The organism is Leptolyngbya cf. ectocarpi LEGE 11479 (assembly GCF_015207065.1).
Taxonomy (GTDB): Bacteria; Cyanobacteriota; Cyanobacteriia; order Phormidesmidales; family Phormidesmidaceae; genus Leptothoe; species Leptothoe ectocarpi.
Window position 1 is genome coordinate 1 of sequence record NZ_JADEXP010000141.1, and the last position, 15119, is coordinate 15119.

17 protein-coding genes are annotated in these 15119 nt (G+C 50.7%); 8 read left to right on the forward strand and 9 right to left on the reverse strand.

The window, feature by feature from the left end:
* Window positions 1–117 precede the first annotated feature (117 nt).
* Window positions 118–600, forward strand: coding sequence for a TM2 domain-containing protein (locus IQ260_RS15675; protein WP_193994044.1), 483 nt, complete (start codon window positions 118–120; stop codon window positions 598–600).
* Between the two features lie 40 nt (window positions 601–640).
* On the opposite strand, the gene IQ260_RS15680 is transcribed toward IQ260_RS15675, so the two are convergent.
* From IQ260_RS15680 to IQ260_RS15690, 3 genes are all read right to left on the reverse strand, one after another.
* Window positions 641–1303 (reverse strand): exopolysaccharide biosynthesis protein, encoded by a 663-nt coding sequence (locus IQ260_RS15680; RefSeq protein WP_193994045.1) that lies wholly within the window; start codon window positions 1301–1303, stop codon window positions 641–643.
* A gap of 127 nt (window positions 1304–1430) precedes the next feature.
* Window positions 1431–2201: a 3-methyl-2-oxobutanoate hydroxymethyltransferase gene (gene panB, locus IQ260_RS15685; RefSeq protein ID WP_193994046.1), complete on the reverse strand. Its 771-nt coding sequence runs from the start codon at window positions 2199–2201 to the stop codon at window positions 1431–1433.
* 28 nt (window positions 2202–2229) lie between these two features.
* The gene (locus IQ260_RS15690; RefSeq protein ID WP_322744976.1) at window positions 2230–3282 is read right to left on the reverse strand and encodes a ligand-binding sensor domain-containing protein; all 1053 of its coding nucleotides are present in this window, start codon (window positions 3280–3282) and stop codon (window positions 2230–2232) included.
* A gap of 547 nt (window positions 3283–3829) precedes the next feature.
* On the opposite strand from IQ260_RS15690, the gene IQ260_RS15695 reads away from it, so the two are divergent.
* From IQ260_RS15695 to IQ260_RS15705, 3 genes are all read left to right on the forward strand, one after another.
* Window positions 3830–5260 carry a form I ribulose bisphosphate carboxylase large subunit gene (locus IQ260_RS15695; RefSeq protein ID WP_193994048.1) on the forward strand — a complete coding sequence of 477 codons (1431 nt, stop codon included), beginning with the start codon at window positions 3830–3832 and terminating at the stop codon, window positions 5258–5260.
* Window positions 5261–5392: 132 nt separating this feature from the next.
* On the forward strand, window positions 5393–5788 hold the full coding sequence (gene rcbX, locus IQ260_RS15700) for a RuBisCO chaperone RbcX (RefSeq protein ID WP_193994049.1): 396 nt from the start codon (window positions 5393–5395) through the stop codon (window positions 5786–5788).
* A 29-nt stretch (window positions 5789–5817) separates the two neighbouring features.
* On the forward strand, window positions 5818–6162 hold the full coding sequence (locus IQ260_RS15705) for a ribulose bisphosphate carboxylase small subunit (protein ID WP_193994050.1): 345 nt from the start codon (window positions 5818–5820) through the stop codon (window positions 6160–6162).
* Window positions 6163–6249: 87 nt separating this feature from the next.
* Here IQ260_RS15705 and IQ260_RS15710 read toward each other — a convergent pair whose 3' ends face one another.
* Complete coding sequence (locus IQ260_RS15710) at window positions 6250–6837, reverse strand: hypothetical protein (RefSeq protein WP_193994051.1); 588 nt, start codon at window positions 6835–6837, stop codon at window positions 6250–6252.
* A 197-nt stretch (window positions 6838–7034) separates the two neighbouring features.
* Here IQ260_RS15710 and IQ260_RS15715 point away from each other — a divergent pair, with 197 nt between their 5' ends.
* From IQ260_RS15715 to nblS, 3 genes are all read left to right on the forward strand, one after another.
* Window positions 7035–8066, forward strand: coding sequence for an S-layer homology domain-containing protein (locus IQ260_RS15715; RefSeq protein ID WP_193994052.1), 1032 nt, complete (start codon window positions 7035–7037; stop codon window positions 8064–8066).
* Between the two features lie 94 nt (window positions 8067–8160).
* Complete coding sequence (gene purD / locus IQ260_RS15720) at window positions 8161–9441, forward strand: phosphoribosylamine--glycine ligase (protein ID WP_193994053.1); 1281 nt, start codon at window positions 8161–8163, stop codon at window positions 9439–9441.
* A gap of 108 nt (window positions 9442–9549) precedes the next feature.
* On the forward strand, window positions 9550–11538 hold the full coding sequence (nblS, locus tag IQ260_RS15725; protein WP_193994054.1) for a two-component system sensor histidine kinase NblS: 1989 nt from the start codon (window positions 9550–9552) through the stop codon (window positions 11536–11538).
* Between the two features lie 51 nt (window positions 11539–11589).
* Here nblS and IQ260_RS15730 read toward each other — a convergent pair whose 3' ends face one another.
* From IQ260_RS15730 to IQ260_RS15740, 3 genes are read right to left on the reverse strand one after another with little or no spacing between them, the layout of a single operon-like run.
* A complete protein-coding gene (locus tag IQ260_RS15730; protein ID WP_193994055.1) occupies window positions 11590–12471 on the reverse strand; it encodes an EamA family transporter in 882 nt (293 codons plus the stop codon).
* Window positions 12472–12512: 41 nt separating this feature from the next.
* The gene (locus tag IQ260_RS15735; protein ID WP_193994056.1) at window positions 12513–12911 is read right to left on the reverse strand and encodes a VOC family protein; all 399 of its coding nucleotides are present in this window, start codon (window positions 12909–12911) and stop codon (window positions 12513–12515) included.
* A 32-nt stretch (window positions 12912–12943) separates the two neighbouring features.
* Complete coding sequence (locus IQ260_RS15740) at window positions 12944–13441, reverse strand: RidA family protein (protein WP_193994057.1); 498 nt, start codon at window positions 13439–13441, stop codon at window positions 12944–12946.
* A 161-nt stretch (window positions 13442–13602) separates the two neighbouring features.
* Between IQ260_RS15740 and IQ260_RS15745 the strand changes: the two genes are divergently transcribed.
* Window positions 13603–14103, forward strand: coding sequence for a MarR family winged helix-turn-helix transcriptional regulator (locus IQ260_RS15745; protein ID WP_193994058.1), 501 nt, complete (start codon window positions 13603–13605; stop codon window positions 14101–14103).
* A gap of 143 nt (window positions 14104–14246) precedes the next feature.
* Here the strand turns inward: IQ260_RS15745 and IQ260_RS15750 are convergent, their stop codons facing one another.
* Complete coding sequence (locus tag IQ260_RS15750; RefSeq protein WP_193994059.1) at window positions 14247–14789, reverse strand: GNAT family N-acetyltransferase; 543 nt, start codon at window positions 14787–14789, stop codon at window positions 14247–14249.
* A 62-nt stretch (window positions 14790–14851) separates the two neighbouring features.
* Window positions 14852–15119, reverse strand: a 268-nt coding sequence (locus IQ260_RS15755; protein ID WP_193994060.1) for a hypothetical protein, incomplete at its 5' end; no start/stop codon positions are given.

Genomic DNA, 15119 nt, shown 5'->3' on the forward strand with positions numbered 1-15119 from the left:
CCTATGCCCCATTCCCCATTCCCCCAATTACTGTTCGGTCAACCCGACCGGATTTTTATGGACGCTCTCAGTTTTCATTTTGTAAGCTAGGGGTATATCCCTAAACTTGGTTAAGCCATGTCTGCCATTGTGCCACCCCAAAAAGTTCAAGAGCGCAAACGAGCTAGCTACTTACTCTGGCTGGGAATTTTGTTGGGCATTGGTGGGCTGCACCGGCTCTACAACGGTAAATATGTGTCAGGGATTCTCTGGCTGTGCACCTACGGCCTATTTGGTGTTGGACAGCTGGTGGATCTGCTACTGATTTCTGATATGGCCGAACACCGCCAGTTGCAGCTGTCCGGTGGGCGGCCTGCTAAATTTGACCCGCAACCGACTGTAGCAGCTGAAGTCAGCAAAGATGCGCTGATGGTAAAGCTGCTACAGCTGGCTAAGCTTCACGGTGGTCAGATCACAGTGACCCAGGCGGTGATGGAAACGGGACAGTCCTTTGATTCCATAGAAAAAGAACTCAAAACGATGGTCAAGTCTGGCTATGCGGATGTGACCAATCGCCCCGGCTCGGGGGTGGTGGTGTATGAATTTCCCGAGCTGATGTAGTCTCCCCCATACTCCTGCTCACAGGAGTGGACGATAAATATTAACGGCCTAGAATTTGGTCTTTGATGCCATCTACGGCTTCGGCACCGAAGAAAATAATTGAACCGACTAGGCCCACCGCCAGGGTACAGAGAGTTAGGCCGGCGAGGCTAATGGCTCCGTCGTCATCCAGGAGGCCAAAGCCGATGATGAAAATGCCAATGGCTGGCAGGGTGTTGGTGCCTGGAATCGGGATTAGCATACATGTTGACATGAGTGCGATCGCAATTCCCAATATCAACCGACCCACCGGGCTTGTACAAATAATCGACAGTCTGGGCCGTGACACCGCTTCAATTTTCTGCAGCCAAGGCAAGCCTTTCGTAATAAACCCAGCTACCTTAGTGCGTTCAAATCCTTTATCCATCCATCCCTGGGGTAACCAAGGCTTTTTGCGACCAATGATCAGCTGCACGGCCAGTAACAGCATGACAATGCCAAAGGGAATGGAATACCCCGGTGCCGGTATGGGTAAGGCTGAGGGTAACGACAGGACAACAAACAAAAAACCAAACGTACGTTCCCCGCTCAGAGTCAGCAGTTCATTTAGGGTGACATCACCGCTGGTACTGGAGACTTCAGCCGCTGCCGTTTCGTGCGGTGTAGGGGTGAGCGACGGCGCATCTAAAAAATAGCGCTGAAGTTCAGCGGATAGTTTAGCCATAGATAAATTGATTTAGAAGTTACTTATAAGAGTTTCACCCAAGATTTCTGAGGTCTGGGGAAGTTTTGAGTATCTGACTTAGCCTGCCCATATCAAGTTCCATAGTTGGCTTAGCGGTATTGCTGGCCTAGCCAGTTTGACGGACCTGGTCGCAAAATTGTTGGACGGCTTGGATGGCTTGCGATCGCAAATCTACAATAGGCTTAGCAAAGGGTGGCTGCCACGCCGATAACCCCCACAGGTCCGAGGTTACCAGCACCTGCCCATCACAGTGAGGGCCAGCCCCAATCCCAATGGTCGCAATAGCCAGGGCGTTAGTAATCGTCTGCGCTAACTCTGGAGGAATATGCTCCAGCACAATCGCAAATGCCCCTGCCGCCTCTAATGCTTGAGCCTCTTGCAAAATGCGCTCGGCGGACTCAGCCGTCTTCCCTTGCTTACGAAAGCCCCCAAACTGATGTACCGCCTGAGGCGTTAACCCCACATGCCCCATGACCGGGATGCCACTCTGAGTTAAACGGTGAACCGTTGCGGCCATGGTCGGATGCCCACCCTCAAGTTTAACCGCCTGGGCTTCTGTCTCTTTCATCACCCTGCCAGCATTGGTTAGGGCCTGCTCTGGACTAATTTGATAACTTAAAAAAGGTAAATCGACCACCATCATGGCCTCAGATACCCCACGGCGCACCGCTTTAGCATGGTGGAGCACCTCATCGAGCGTTAACGGCACCGTCGTGTCATAGCCCAACACCGTCATCGCCAGCGAGTCTCCCACCAAAGCAATATCAATGCCAGCGGCATCCACAATTTGAGCAGACAGAAAATCCCAAGCTGTGAGCACCGCGATGGGACGTCCTGCCTGTTTCCAACCCGCTATTTGGGACACCGTAATAGTCATGGTCTAATGCACTGTCGATGAAACTAGCCTATTGCTGTACAATCGCGCTGCTGCTAAAGGTGTCATGGGCATTAGCTCTACCTGTGGTGAGACTTACCCATGCTAACCCCTGGGTTGTACCTACCCAGAGTTTATCGCTCACATCAGTTTCAATGGAAAGTACATGCCCTGACGGTAAATTAGGGACTTGGCTAACAATGGCACCATTGTAGGGATTGAGCTTAAACAGACCACTTTCAGTTCCCACCCAAAGACTGTGGGTTTCATCAAAGGCGATATCTGTCACACTCTTACCTCGCATTTGGGTCACAGACCTCAACAGCGAGCCCGTCTGGGCATCAAAAACAAACAGCCCTTGAGAGGTCCCTGCCCATAGCTGCCCCTGCGGTCCCGTCGCCATGGTTTGAATAGACCTACCAGGTACATTTGTAATGCGATTAACGATAAAAGCAGTGGCCGTATCCACCCGTACCAAGCCGTTTAACGTGCCGACCCACAGCTGGCCATCTTGGTCCACACTCAATGCATTGGCGCTGATACCCGGTAGCTCCTGCAGTGTCGTCATCAACAGGCCACGGTCAGGGCTAACCATGGCTAACCCTTGGTCGGTACCCACCCATAGGAACCCCCGGCCATCAATCGCCATATCCAAGACTCGATTGGACGGCAGCCGGAAATTTTGAGCTGTAATCTGATTGATTCGTGGGTCCACTCTAACCAGACCGTTATAAGTGCCCAGCCAAATGCGACCCACCCGGTCCTGGGCCATGGCATCAATAAACTGATTCGGGACATTGAGCCGAGCCTGAATCGCCCCTGTCGCTGGATTAATGCGGGCCAGACCTTGGTGGGAGCCCACCCACAGGCTGCCGGTATAGTCTGCCTGCAATGCGCCTACCTGAAAATCAGTCGTTAGAGGGCTGCGCTGTCCAGATCGTTCTGAAGGCAGGGGACTAACCCGTGGCGGTGGGTCTGTATACAAAGGAGTACTGTTTGATTCTTGCGCCATAGCCGGAACGACAGCACCCCATAGGAGTGTTGCGCCTACGGTCAGTTGAATCAATTGCTTAGCAGAAACCACAGTGACGTCTCCGTATAGTCCATATAAGTCCATGAGCCTAGTTTTCCTGCAGCATGTAACTTGATGCCTTGATAACTTGCCCCAGCACCTGTGTCAATCTAAATCGGAACAGGTCATTCATTAGTAAATCTAAAAACTTTATTAGAAGAAAAAAGACTTTCTCAAGACTTATGGGATAGTAATCCCGACAAAAAAGTGCTGTGTGTAGCCTATGCCATGAGTCAGCCGCTTCAATCTGTATGCAAAGGCTCATCTTTTGAAAACTTAATGGTATAGCACTTAGATTCATAAACAAAAGTTATGAATCTATACAGAACTTCCAAAACACTACTTATCAGATCGCTGATAGTATTCTTAAAGCATTAGGTAGTTTTCGCTACCTAAAGGATAAGGAGAACAGTCAATTTGGCTGTCAAGCAGTTTTTGCTGCTCGATACCATTTTTGAATTCTGCCGCCTCAGGAGCTTAGTGGGCATTTGCTTAGGCTGCCCTCTGCAGGCGTTGCGGCAGTTCTAAGCCATCTAGTTTGATTCACAGGAAGGGAGATATGTCTTACTCTCAGACGTCGACGCAGTCGAAGGCTGGTTACAAAGCTGGCGTACAAGATTACAAGCTGACCTATTACACGCCGGACTATACGCCCAAGGATACGGATATCCTGGCCGCTTTCCGGATGACCCCCCAGCCTGGGGTGCCCCCAGAAGAGTGCGCAGCAGCTGTTGCCGCTGAATCTTCTACCGGTACTTGGACCACCGTATGGACCGACCTTTTGACCGACATGGATCGGTACAAAGGCCGTTGCTACGATATTGAGCCCGTACCCGGCGAAGATAACCAGTACATTTGCTACGTAGCGTATCCTCTGGATTTGTTTGAGGAAGGTTCCGTTACTAACCTGCTCACATCTCTAGTTGGTAACGTATTCGGCTTTAAAGCCCTGCGTGCTCTACGTCTAGAGGACCTACGCATTCCCGTTGCTTACCTCAAAACATTCCAGGGACCTCCCCACGGTATTCAGGTTGAGCGCGACAGAATTAACAAGTACGGTCGTCCTCTACTCGGTTGTACTATCAAGCCCAAGCTTGGTCTGTCTGCTAAGAACTACGGTCGTGCGGTTTATGAGTGCCTACGTGGCGGTCTTGACTTCACGAAAGATGACGAGAACATCAACTCTCAGCCTTTCCAGCGTTGGCGCGATCGCTTCTTGTTTGTAGCAGATGCTATCCACAAGGCACAGGCAGAGACTGGCGAAATCAAAGGTCACTACCTGAACGTGACTGCGGCGACTTGTGAAGAGATGATCAAGCGTGCCGAGTATGCCAAGGAACTCGACATGCCCATCGTCATGCATGACTTCCTGACAGCTGGTTTCACTGCTAACACGACTCTGTCCCACTGGTGTCGCGATAACGGTGTGCTTCTGCACATTCACCGGGCGATGCACGCAGTAATCGACCGTCAGAAGAACCACGGTATTCACTTCCGCGTTCTGGCTAAGTGCTTGCGGATGTCCGGTGGTGACCACATTCACACCGGTACCGTTGTAGGTAAGCTCGAAGGTGACCGCGCCGGTACCCTTGGCTTTGTAGATCTGCTACGTGAGAACTACATTGAGCAAGACAAGTCTCGCGGTATCTACTTCACCCAAGACTGGGCTTCCATGGCTGGTGTTATGGCCGTAGCTTCCGGTGGTATTCACGTATGGCACATGCCTGCACTGGTGGAAATCTTCGGTGACGACTCCGTTCTACAGTTTGGTGGTGGTACTCTGGGTCACCCTTGGGGTAACGCTCCTGGTGCAACTGCTAACCGGGTTGCCCTTGAAGCTTGTGTTCAAGCTCGTAACGAAGGCCGTAACCTGACTCGCGAAGGTGGCGACATCATTCGTGAAGCTTGTAAGTGGTCTCCTGAGCTGGCTGCAGCCTGCGAACTTTGGAAGGAAATCAAGTTCGAATTCGAGACCATGGACACTATCTAATCGCTATGACTTGGGCAGCAGAATGGGTGCTATTGCCAATGCACTTGGCAATGTCATCGAAAATTGCTGCCTTGGTTACCGCATCAGCTATTTGAACCTGCTTTAATGCCTTTGATGCATTGGGCTTAACCTATGGACCTAAAGCGAATTGCAAAAGATACGGCTAAGACGCTGACAAGCTATCTAACCTATCAAGCGGTTCGAGTGGTCATGGGGCAATTGCGAGAAACAAATTTACCTCGCTCTCACTGGTTCAACGAGTTTGCCACCCGAGATAAACTACAGGATGGTGAAGCGTTTATCGCTTCCCTCATGCAGGAACAGGCTGATTTAGCCTTGAGGGTTATGACTGTTCGGCAGCACATTGCTGAAGAAGTGACTGAATTTATTCCAGAAATGGTAGTCACAGGCATTCAGCAGGCAAACATCGAACATCGTAAGAAACATTTAGAACGCATGACTCAAATGAGTTCTGAGGAGTTACGAAGTCGTGCTGATGCGGGCGAAAAAGATTCCCCGTCCGACTAACGTTGTAAACCGATACTGACGAGTAGATTATGAAAACTCTCCCCAAAGAGCGTCGTTACGAAACGCTGTCTTACCTACCCCCCCTAAGCGATGCTCAAATCGAGCGTCAGATCCAGTATGTTCTCGAGCAGGGCTATTTCCCCGCTGTTGAGTTCAATGAAAACTCCGATCCTGAAGTTTATTACTGGACCATGTGGAAGCTGCCTTTGTTTAATGCAAAGAGCACTCGTGAAGTCCTTGATGAAGTTCAGGCTTGCCGTTCTGAGTATCCTGACTGCTACATCCGCGTTGTTGGTTTTGACAACGTGAAGCAGTGCCAAATCCTCAGCTTCATCGTTCATAAGCCTGGTTCTGGCGGTGGCTATCGCTACTAAGCTCTAGTGGCTTGAAATATTAAAAATAGCGAGGAAGGCTACTAAGCTTTTCTCGCTATTTTTTTATTCTTTTTAAGTGTATTTGTACTAAACCTTGATCGCACTAGGTTCAGCAGCAGCAGCAATAATGCGATGACAGCCTGACTCTGGATAGGCCCAGCCGCAGTAGCATTCTTTTGGGTTGCCCCAGCATAGGCCCAGGTAAAGTTCGCTACGAGTGGCCGTTAGGTCAGCCCATTCTGCGTCTTGAATATAGTCTTCGACTTTGGTGGTGTCTATTTCAATGGGATCATGGCCAGCTTCCCACAGGCGTAATCCCTCAACCGAGGCATACCAAAACTGAAGAATGCTAGCTTTGGCTGCAGCGAGGGCTACTTTATCGGCCTGAATCGCGATCAGGTCTGGATGGATCTCTGGTAGCTGAATTGTATGGTCTTTAAACGTGCAGGGATGCCAAACAAGTCCTGAAACGCTATGGTCTCGCTGATACTGATGAATCTGAGCGCGAAAGTCCTGGTAGGCAAAGACTTTACTCAGCTTGTCAGCGCCGATAGCTTTGGAGACCACTGGATTTGCCAGCCGATCGTCGGTTGATAATAGTACTCGTTCTCCACGCCAGGCGGCCTTGAGTTCTTGATCGAGAATATCGATAAGTTGCTGGGTGGTGTAGGTCATTACTCTATGGGATGGCCTGCTGGCATTCTATCAAGCGTTGTTGGCTTGTGCCGTAAAGTAACGGACTTGTTGAGGATTTAGGATTGAAGACGACAGCAACGCTGGTGAATGGGCCAGATGGGCAAGTGTAACGGGGGCTGCGGCTTGTTGCGGTGTTACGCTAGCGTGGTAATGCAGCTTCTGTCGGACTTAGTTGAATGCAGTACCTTCCTCGTCAGCACTTCGTCACATCCTTAGGTTTTCTACTGTGTCTGCTCTTGACTAGCTGCGAAGGCAGTCCCTGGGGGACGTCTCTAGAAAAGAACCTGGAGCCTGACCCGCGTTTGCTAGAGGAAGAAACGGCGAATGACGAGACGACCCTGGCACCGAACGGGCCGCCGTCAGACGCACCGGTAGCAGATGCAGAAGAGGCTGAGGCTGATCAGACCTCGGAAACGACTGACGCGGAGGAGCCGGTTGCTGCGCCTCCTGCCTTTAAGCCCAGCTATACCGATATTGGAGAAGCGCCTGAGGAACTACAGCAGTATATCGAGGACCTGGTCAATCTGAATGTCCTCATGCTGATTGATGTGAAAGCCGATGACAATGTCGAACGTGACCCCAACGATTTTTTGCCCAACCAAATCATTACTCGCCGGGAGTATGCTCGCTGGTTGCTGGCTGTCAACAATCGTTTTTATGGCGATCAGCGCACCAAAAAAATTCGTCCAGCGGTCAATAGCAGTCAACCTGTTTTTCAGGATGTCGGTACTGCCAATATTGATTTTGCTGCCATTCAAGGCTTGGCAGAGGCGGGTATTATTCCCAGTCCATTGAATGGTAGTTCCACAGCGGTGACCTTTCGGCCAAATGCTCCCCTGACTCGCAAAGATCTGATTTTGTGGAAAGTTCCGCTAGATACGCGCGCGGCGCTGCCAGCGGCTACTGCAACTGCTGTGACTGAAGCCTGGGGATTTCAAGATGCTGGCAAAATTGAACCCGCTGCGCTCAAAGCTGTCCTCGCGGATCATAATAATGGGGAGTTTGCTAATATTCGTCGAGCATTGGGTTACACCACCCTATTTCAGCCTGATAAGGGGGTAACCCGTGCTGAGGCGGCGGTTGTCCTATGGCGTTTTGGTAACGCTACAGAGGGCATCAGTGCGGCTGATCTACTAGAGGCAGAAGAGGGCGGCACTCAGAACAGCGAGGATACAAAAACAGACGAGAGCCAAGAAGGCGTTGAATAGGGATCCATTATTAGTATAAAGTTAAGACCTTTTCCTAATTCACCCACGACGTGGGAAAATGAAGCCCGCTTATTTTGTCAGGATTTAAAACGCTGTGAAAGCCATTGTGATTGGTAGTGGTGGGCGAGAGCACGCTATGGCATGGACATTGTTACAGTCACCGAAAGTGACTGGGGTGGTGTGCGTTCCTGGTAATGGTGGCACAGCTACGTTACCGGGATGTAGCAATTTAGCGATGTCGGTAGATGATGTGGAGGGCATCGCCCGATTTTCCCTGGTTCAAAATATTGGTCTAGTGGCGATCGGTCCAGAACAGCCACTAGCAGATGGTGTGGCGGATGGTTTGCGAGACCAAGGAATTAAAGTCTTTGGGCCGAATCAAGACGGGGCTCAATTGGAGTCTAGTAAGGCCTGGGCTAAGGCGCTGATGGAGGAAGCGGGGATTCCTACGGCAGCGAGTGCTGTGTTTGACCAAAGTGAGGCGGCGGTGGCCTATGTCGAGGCTCAGGGGGCGCCCATTGTGATTAAGGCGGATGGTCTGGCGGCTGGCAAGGGGGTGACCGTTGCCATGACTGTAGAAGAGGCGAAGACTGCGATCGCAGCTATCTTTGGCGGACAGTTTGGTGCAGCGGGCCGCCAGGTCGTCATCGAAGAATATCTCACCGGCCAAGAGGCCTCAGTGCTAGCGGTGACCGACGGCATCACGATTCGACCTCTGATGCCAGCCCAGGACCATAAGCAGGTTGGAGAAGGCGATACTGGCCCCAATACTGGCGGTATGGGGGCCTATGCTCCGACACCGGTTATTTCTCCAGAGCTATTGGAACGGATTCAAACTGAAGTGCTAGAGCCTACGGTGGCGGTGCTGCGCAATCGAGGGATTGACTATCGCGGTGTGGTCTATGCCGGACTGATGATTACCCCTGAAGGGGAGCCCAAAGTGATTGAGTTTAACTGTCGTTTTGGCGATCCGGAGACCCAGGTGGTTTTGCCCCTGTTAGATACCCCCCTCGATCAGATTATGCTGGCCTGCTGTGAGCAGCGGCTGGCGGATCTGCCCCCCTTTGAGTGGAAGTCGGGCTATGCGGCCTGTGTGGTGATTGCGGCGGATGGCTATCCAGCCAAATATCCGAAGGGGATGGGGATTAGCGGGATCGATGCTGCTACCGAGACGGGGGCCATGGTTTTTCATGCGGGCACTCAGCTCAATCGCGGAGTTCTACAAACCAATGGCGGTCGGATTTTAGGGGTGACTGCTCTAGGGGAACGATTTGACGATGCGATCGCAAGTGCCTATCGAGCCGTGGACGCCATTCAAATTGATCAAACCTTCTATCGTAAAGATATTGGTCATCGGGTTAGGGACCAGTTCTAAGGTTTGAAATCTGCCCAAACCCTTACCCGTCCTGTCCGCCTGTTCCCCATCCCATTGTCCATTTTGGGATTCATGTCACAATAACGTTGAGCGGTCTACGGGAATTGAATGGTTGAGCTATTTCAAAAAATTCGCACGCTAATTGCAGACTGGTGGAAAGACTTTACCCTCCAGACCAGACTGATGGCGGCAGCAACGCTGGTGGTTTCTCTAATTATGAGCAGCCTGACGTTTTGGGCCGTCAATACAATTCAGCTTGATGCTCGCTTGAACGATACCCGCTTTGGTCGCGATTTAGGTCTACTCTTAGCCTCCAATACGGCCCCCTTAGTAGAGTCACAACAGCTGGATGAGCTGGCTCTATTTTCCCGCCGCTTTATGGAAAGTACGTCCAGCATTCGCTACATGCTCTACGCCAATCAAGAGGGCTATATCTTCTTTGGCATTCCCTACACAGAGTCAGCCGTGCAAAGTTCGCTCACATTGAGCCGTCGGATGCAGCTGCCAGAGAACTATGTGCAAAGCGTAGATCTGCCTATGGTGCGTCAGCACCTGACACCGGCTGGCGAAGTGACCGATGTGTTTGTCCCGCTTAAATACAAGGGAAATTATTTAGGGGTATTAGCCCTGGGGATTAACCCCAACCCGACGGTGGTTGCCTCCTCACACCTCACACGTGACGTTACGATTGCCGTGTTTGTCTGTATTTGGGTGATGGTGATTTTAGGGGCTGTCTTTAATGCCTTGACCATTACTCAACCGATTAAAGAACTTTTGACCGGGGTTAAAAATATTGCAGCGGGTGACTTTCAGCAACGCATTGATGTCTCTCGCGGTGGTGATGAGCTGGGGGAACTGATCCAGAGCTTTAACTACATGGCCGAGCGCCTAGAGCGCTATGAAGAACAAAATATTGAAGAGCTGACGGCTGAGAAAGCAAAATTAGAGCGTTTGGTGTCGACCATTGCCGACGGTGCAATTTTGATTGATGCCAATATGGAGGTGGTGTTAGCCAATACCGCTGCTAGCCGGATTTTTGGCTGGGATGCCCACTTGCCCCCCGATGGCAATATTCTGCAGCACCTGCCGATGGAGGTGAGGGTGCAAATGACCCGACCGCTCTATCAGGCGGCTAAAGGGGATTCCTCTGAGAGTCAAGAGTTTCGAATTGCGCTGATGGAGCCCACCAGCCGCACGATTCGCGTATTGCTCAACTCAGTGTTAGATCAGTCAGGGGCAACGGTGAAAGGGATTGCGCTGACGGTGCAAGATATTACTCGAGAAGTGGCGCTCAATGCAGCCAAAAGCCAGTTTATTAGCAATATCTCCCACGAGCTGAGGACACCGCTGTTTAACATCAAGTCGTTTATTGAAACGCTCTATGAATATGGCGATGACCTGTCGGAACGGGAGCGTCAGGAGTTTTTAGAAACAGCCAATAACGAGACCGATCGGCTGACGCGTCTAGTGAACGATGTGTTGGACCTATCGCGCCTAGAGTCTAATCGACGCTATCAGTTCTTGGCGGTGGATATTCATCAGCCCATTGAACAAACCCTGCGTACCTATCAGCTCAATGCTAAAGATAAAGAAATCGAGCTGATTCAAGAGATTGAGGAGGGGCTGCCGCCGGTACTGGGCAACTATGATTTACTGCTGCAGGTATTTGGTAATTTGGTGGGCAATGGGCTGAAGTTTTCCACGGCGGGGGGGTGCGTCGCGATTCGTGCCTATCGGGCTCCCTCTACTGTGGATCATCCGGACTATGCGGGTAATGTGCGCATCGAGATTTCGGATACCGGCATCGGTATTGCGCCGGAAGATCAAGATGCCATTTTTGATCGTTTCTATCGGGTAGAAAACCGGGTCCATACGCTAGAAGGTACGGGGTTAGGGCTATCGATTGTCAAAAATATTATCGATAAACACAGCAGCAAAATGCAGTTGGTGAGCGAGGTGGGAATCGGCACTACATTTTGGTTTGACTTGGCTATTTATGAAACGCCACTGGTCAAGTCGGAGCCAGCATCTCCTGCTAAGGCAGATGGAGAAGATGCGATCGCACCCGTAACAGCCCAAGCGCAGCCTAAGGAATAACTGAGGCCGCTAAGCTCCTTTCCCGCAGTCTAGAAAATTGACTTGTTCTCCTCAGTTTGAGATCTGAGCTGGGCGAGGGGAGGTCATCTTTTGCCCCAGCACAATGCTGGTCAAGATAATTGCAATGCCGCAGGCTTGGATGGGGGTTAACGTCTGGCGCAGCCAGAAAAACCCCATGAGGGTGGCCATGACCGGACTCAGGAGGCCCAAGTATGACACTGCAGATGCAGAGAGCTTACTAATGCCTCGAAACCACAGCAAATAGGCTAATCCGGTGCCAATTAGCCCCAGATATAAGAGCCCTTGTAAGTGGGGCTTGGTCAATGTTTCAAAGGGGCCTTCGACGATCAGGGCGACCGGCAGCAGCATCGCGCCACCTATCGTCAGCTGCCATGCGGTAAATACGAGTAGAGAAACAGGGGGTTGCCAACGTTTGGCTAGCACGGTACCCAGACCCATGGAGGCCGCACCGGTAAGGGCGGCGAGAATCCCGATGGCATCAAGCTGAGCAGTGGGGGCAAGTACCAAGAAACCAATGCCGAAGAAGCCTGCGATCGCAGCTAGAATGGCTCCTTTTGTCGGCTTTTTCTCTAGGATCAGCCACGCAAACAGCACCACTAGCAAGGGTTGAATTGCGCCTGCTGTCGCCGCGACTCCACCAGGCAGGCGATAGGCCGCTATAAACAGCAGCGCCTGGAAAATACCGATGTTTAAGCCACCGAGAATCAGCATGCGCCACCACCAGATCCCTATGGGCAGTTTTCTGAGGGCAAGGGTGAGCAGTAGACCAATGGGGAGCGATCTCAATGCGGCCACTAACAGGGGATGCCCTGGCGGCAAAAACTCAGTTGCCACAATGTAAGTTGTTCCCCAGGAGATCGGAGCCAGTGCCGTGATGGCAATATTTGTCAGTTTGGAATTGAGATGCTTCATGATTGGTTATGGGTTGTCTTATTGTGTCTTTCAAGCTTTGCCTATGAAGCGGGAAGCTCTGTAAACTCGATGACATTCAAGTCAGGATCGCGAATAAAAATCGAGGTTTTACCATCGCCAAAGGTGACAGGACCACCGCTTAGATTGATATTGATAGCCTCAAAAAAGGCTTGAGCCTCGGCAACAGACGTTACCTGAATCGCATAGTGGGTATAGCCGGGATACCGCTCTTCAACGTCCATCAAGATATTTTTCTGGTCGAAATCGTTGTCGCCATGGGCAATAAGATTAATCTCGATGCCGCTCGGATGTGTTACCACAAAGACCTGTTCTTCGTAATCTTTTCGCGTCACCTGAAATCCAAGAGTTGTATAGAACTGCATGGATTTTTCAGCATCCATCACTCGAATGCCGACGTGATCTAATTTTTTGATGTGCATGGGTGGTTTTGTGAAATCAGCGTTACCAGATCTTATTCATTTGAACCGTGGGCAACAGCAACGGCGTCAATCTCAAAGAGCACACCAGGAGCGTAGAGTTCTGGGACCGGAATCAAGGTACTAGCTGGGGGATTGTCTCCGAAAAAGGCTTTACGCTTTTCCACTAGATAAGCCAGTTTTTCGGCATCATGATCCACAATTAACAGCGTAATCTTGACAACGTTGTCAGGATCGGTGCCAGCGACATCTAAAGTTGCAGCCAGGGCGTCAAAGGCCCGATCAACCTGGCTTTCGAAGTTATTCGGACCATCTTCAGTAATACCAACCTGTCCAGCAACGTGAACAAGCTGGGCATTTGGCGCAGCGATTGTTGCTTGGGAATAGCCGTACTGCAGAGAGTTTGCCAATGCAGGTGGATTTAGCGCTCTCTTTAAACTTTCCTGAGCTGCAACGGAGGTTAGCAACAGCCCCGAGGTAAATAGCCCAGACAAGATACCTGCAGCTTGAATTTTAGTTATTGCGAGTTTCATGGTGAAGTCCTCCGAAAATTATGGTGAGTCGCGATGGTTGTCCGGTCGTGACGAGACACTGCAGCCAAGCGCGCTTTTTCTTATGATCAATAATCTTAATATCAAGATACTTATTACAAAGGTAAATGTCAAGTATCTTTGTATCGAGATATAATGCAGTCATGACTCAAGACAATATCGATAAAATTCTGGTTCAGTGGCAGCACGAAGCGCCCACCTTAGATGTGTCATCTCTGGCGGTGGTGGGTCGTGTCTTGCGGATAGCTCAAGTATTAGAGAAGCATCGGGAAGCTGTACTGGCTGACTTTGGCTTAACGGTGTGGTCCTTTGATATGCTGGCGACGTTGCGGCGTCAGGGGCCTCCTTATCAGCTTAAGCCGACTGCGCTGTACAAGCATCTGATGCTGTCTTCGGGGGCTATGACCAACCGCATTGATCGGCTGGAAAAAGATGGAATGGTGACGCGACTGCGAGATCCGGATGATCGTCGTAGTGTGATTGTGCAACTCTCTGAGGCTGGTGTGGAGCGAATCGATGCAGCCATGCCGGTATTGTTCGCGCGGGAAAGACAGTTTTTAGCACACCTGAGTCAGACCGAAACGGCAGATTTGATCCTGCTACTACGGCAGTTTCTAGCGGCAGTGCATCAACAGGTGTCGTAAGCGTCATAGTTTAAGAGAATTTATCTCATCCTATGTTTGGAATTGGCTGCCAATACAAGGTTGGATTGCACCAAACCTGTATGGTACGCATACCGCCAAACTCTCATTAACCCAACCTATGTTTTCAGGTTTAAACAACAAGTTTAGCCATACCAATGACGAGAGAGCACAGCATAGATCTCATGATCCACAAAATGATCGTATAGCCACTCTGCCTCACGGGCCGTACCTTCATAGTTAAACCCTAGGCGGACGGGAATGGCACGGCTGCGGTGATTGCCTGTGGCACACTTGATTACCACCCGATTGAGCGCCAGGGTGGAAAATGAATAATCAACCAGGTGCCTGCAGGCCAGGGTCATAATCCCCTGACCCTGGTGAGATTCCGCCAGCCAGTAGCCAATGTGGCCAATGGCATTCGCCCAGTCGATTTGGTTATAGCCGATGACACCCACAATCCGATGGTCGTAGCAGATGGCGGCAACAATCGCGCCGCTGTCCCCAAACTGCTCTAGGGTATTGCGAATAAAGTTGCGGGTGTCAGTTACTGTTGTTGTCTTGTCTATCCAGGGCAACCACCGCCGCAGATATCTGCGATTCGCATCGGTCAGCGCAAATAGTTCATTTGCATCGGTCAGCTGGAGCGATCGCAACTCCAACCGCTCGTGTAGCCAGTGGGAAAACATACCCGATCCTAATATTCTTTAACATCATACGTATTGAGACAGACTCTGAACATAGACACTTTTTAGAAAGCTGTTTGTAAAAAAATTAGGATTTGAGTTTTGAATAAAATCGAGCCCCCCACCAGCACAGTCACCAGCACCGCTGATGCAATCGGTAAAATACCAACATGACTCTTCATTACCCCCTCTTCGTGATTACGAATTGCCTGGGCAATCGCTACGCTCATCTCAGACCGGAAAGCGTCTAACTCTGTGGCTAATTCCTCTTCTGGCTTCTCTTTCTCAGCATATATTTCCCTATGGATTACTGATGTGATGGGCCACCTTGAT

Coding starts and splice junctions, on each gene's coding strand:
- IQ260_RS15735 (WP_193994056.1), bottom strand. CDS start 12,911: ATGCACATCAAAAAATTAGATCACGTCGGCATTCGAGTGATGGATGCT.
- IQ260_RS15730 (WP_193994055.1), bottom strand. CDS start 12,471: ATGAAGCATCTCAATTCCAAACTGACAAATATTGCCATCACGGCACTG.
- IQ260_RS15750 (WP_193994059.1), bottom strand. CDS start 14,789: ATGTTTTCCCACTGGCTACACGAGCGGTTGGAGTTGCGATCGCTCCAG.
- IQ260_RS15680 (WP_193994045.1), bottom strand. CDS start 1,303: ATGGCTAAACTATCCGCTGAACTTCAGCGCTATTTTTTAGATGCGCCG.
- IQ260_RS15710 (WP_193994051.1), bottom strand. CDS start 6,837: ATGACCTACACCACCCAGCAACTTATCGATATTCTCGATCAAGAACTC.
- IQ260_RS15715 (WP_193994052.1), top strand. CDS start 7,035: ATGCAGTACCTTCCTCGTCAGCACTTCGTCACATCCTTAGGTTTTCTA.
- IQ260_RS15675 (WP_193994044.1), top strand. CDS start 118: ATGTCTGCCATTGTGCCACCCCAAAAAGTTCAAGAGCGCAAACGAGCT.
- rcbX (WP_193994049.1), top strand. CDS start 5,393: ATGGACCTAAAGCGAATTGCAAAAGATACGGCTAAGACGCTGACAAGC.
- nblS (WP_193994054.1), top strand. CDS start 9,550: ATGGTTGAGCTATTTCAAAAAATTCGCACGCTAATTGCAGACTGGTGG.
- IQ260_RS15740 (WP_193994057.1), bottom strand. CDS start 13,441: ATGAAACTCGCAATAACTAAAATTCAAGCTGCAGGTATCTTGTCTGGG.
- IQ260_RS15695 (WP_193994048.1), top strand. CDS start 3,830: ATGTCTTACTCTCAGACGTCGACGCAGTCGAAGGCTGGTTACAAAGCT.
- IQ260_RS15705 (WP_193994050.1), top strand. CDS start 5,818: ATGAAAACTCTCCCCAAAGAGCGTCGTTACGAAACGCTGTCTTACCTA.
- IQ260_RS15745 (WP_193994058.1), top strand. CDS start 13,603: ATGACTCAAGACAATATCGATAAAATTCTGGTTCAGTGGCAGCACGAA.
- panB (WP_193994046.1), bottom strand. CDS start 2,201: ATGACTATTACGGTGTCCCAAATAGCGGGTTGGAAACAGGCAGGACGT.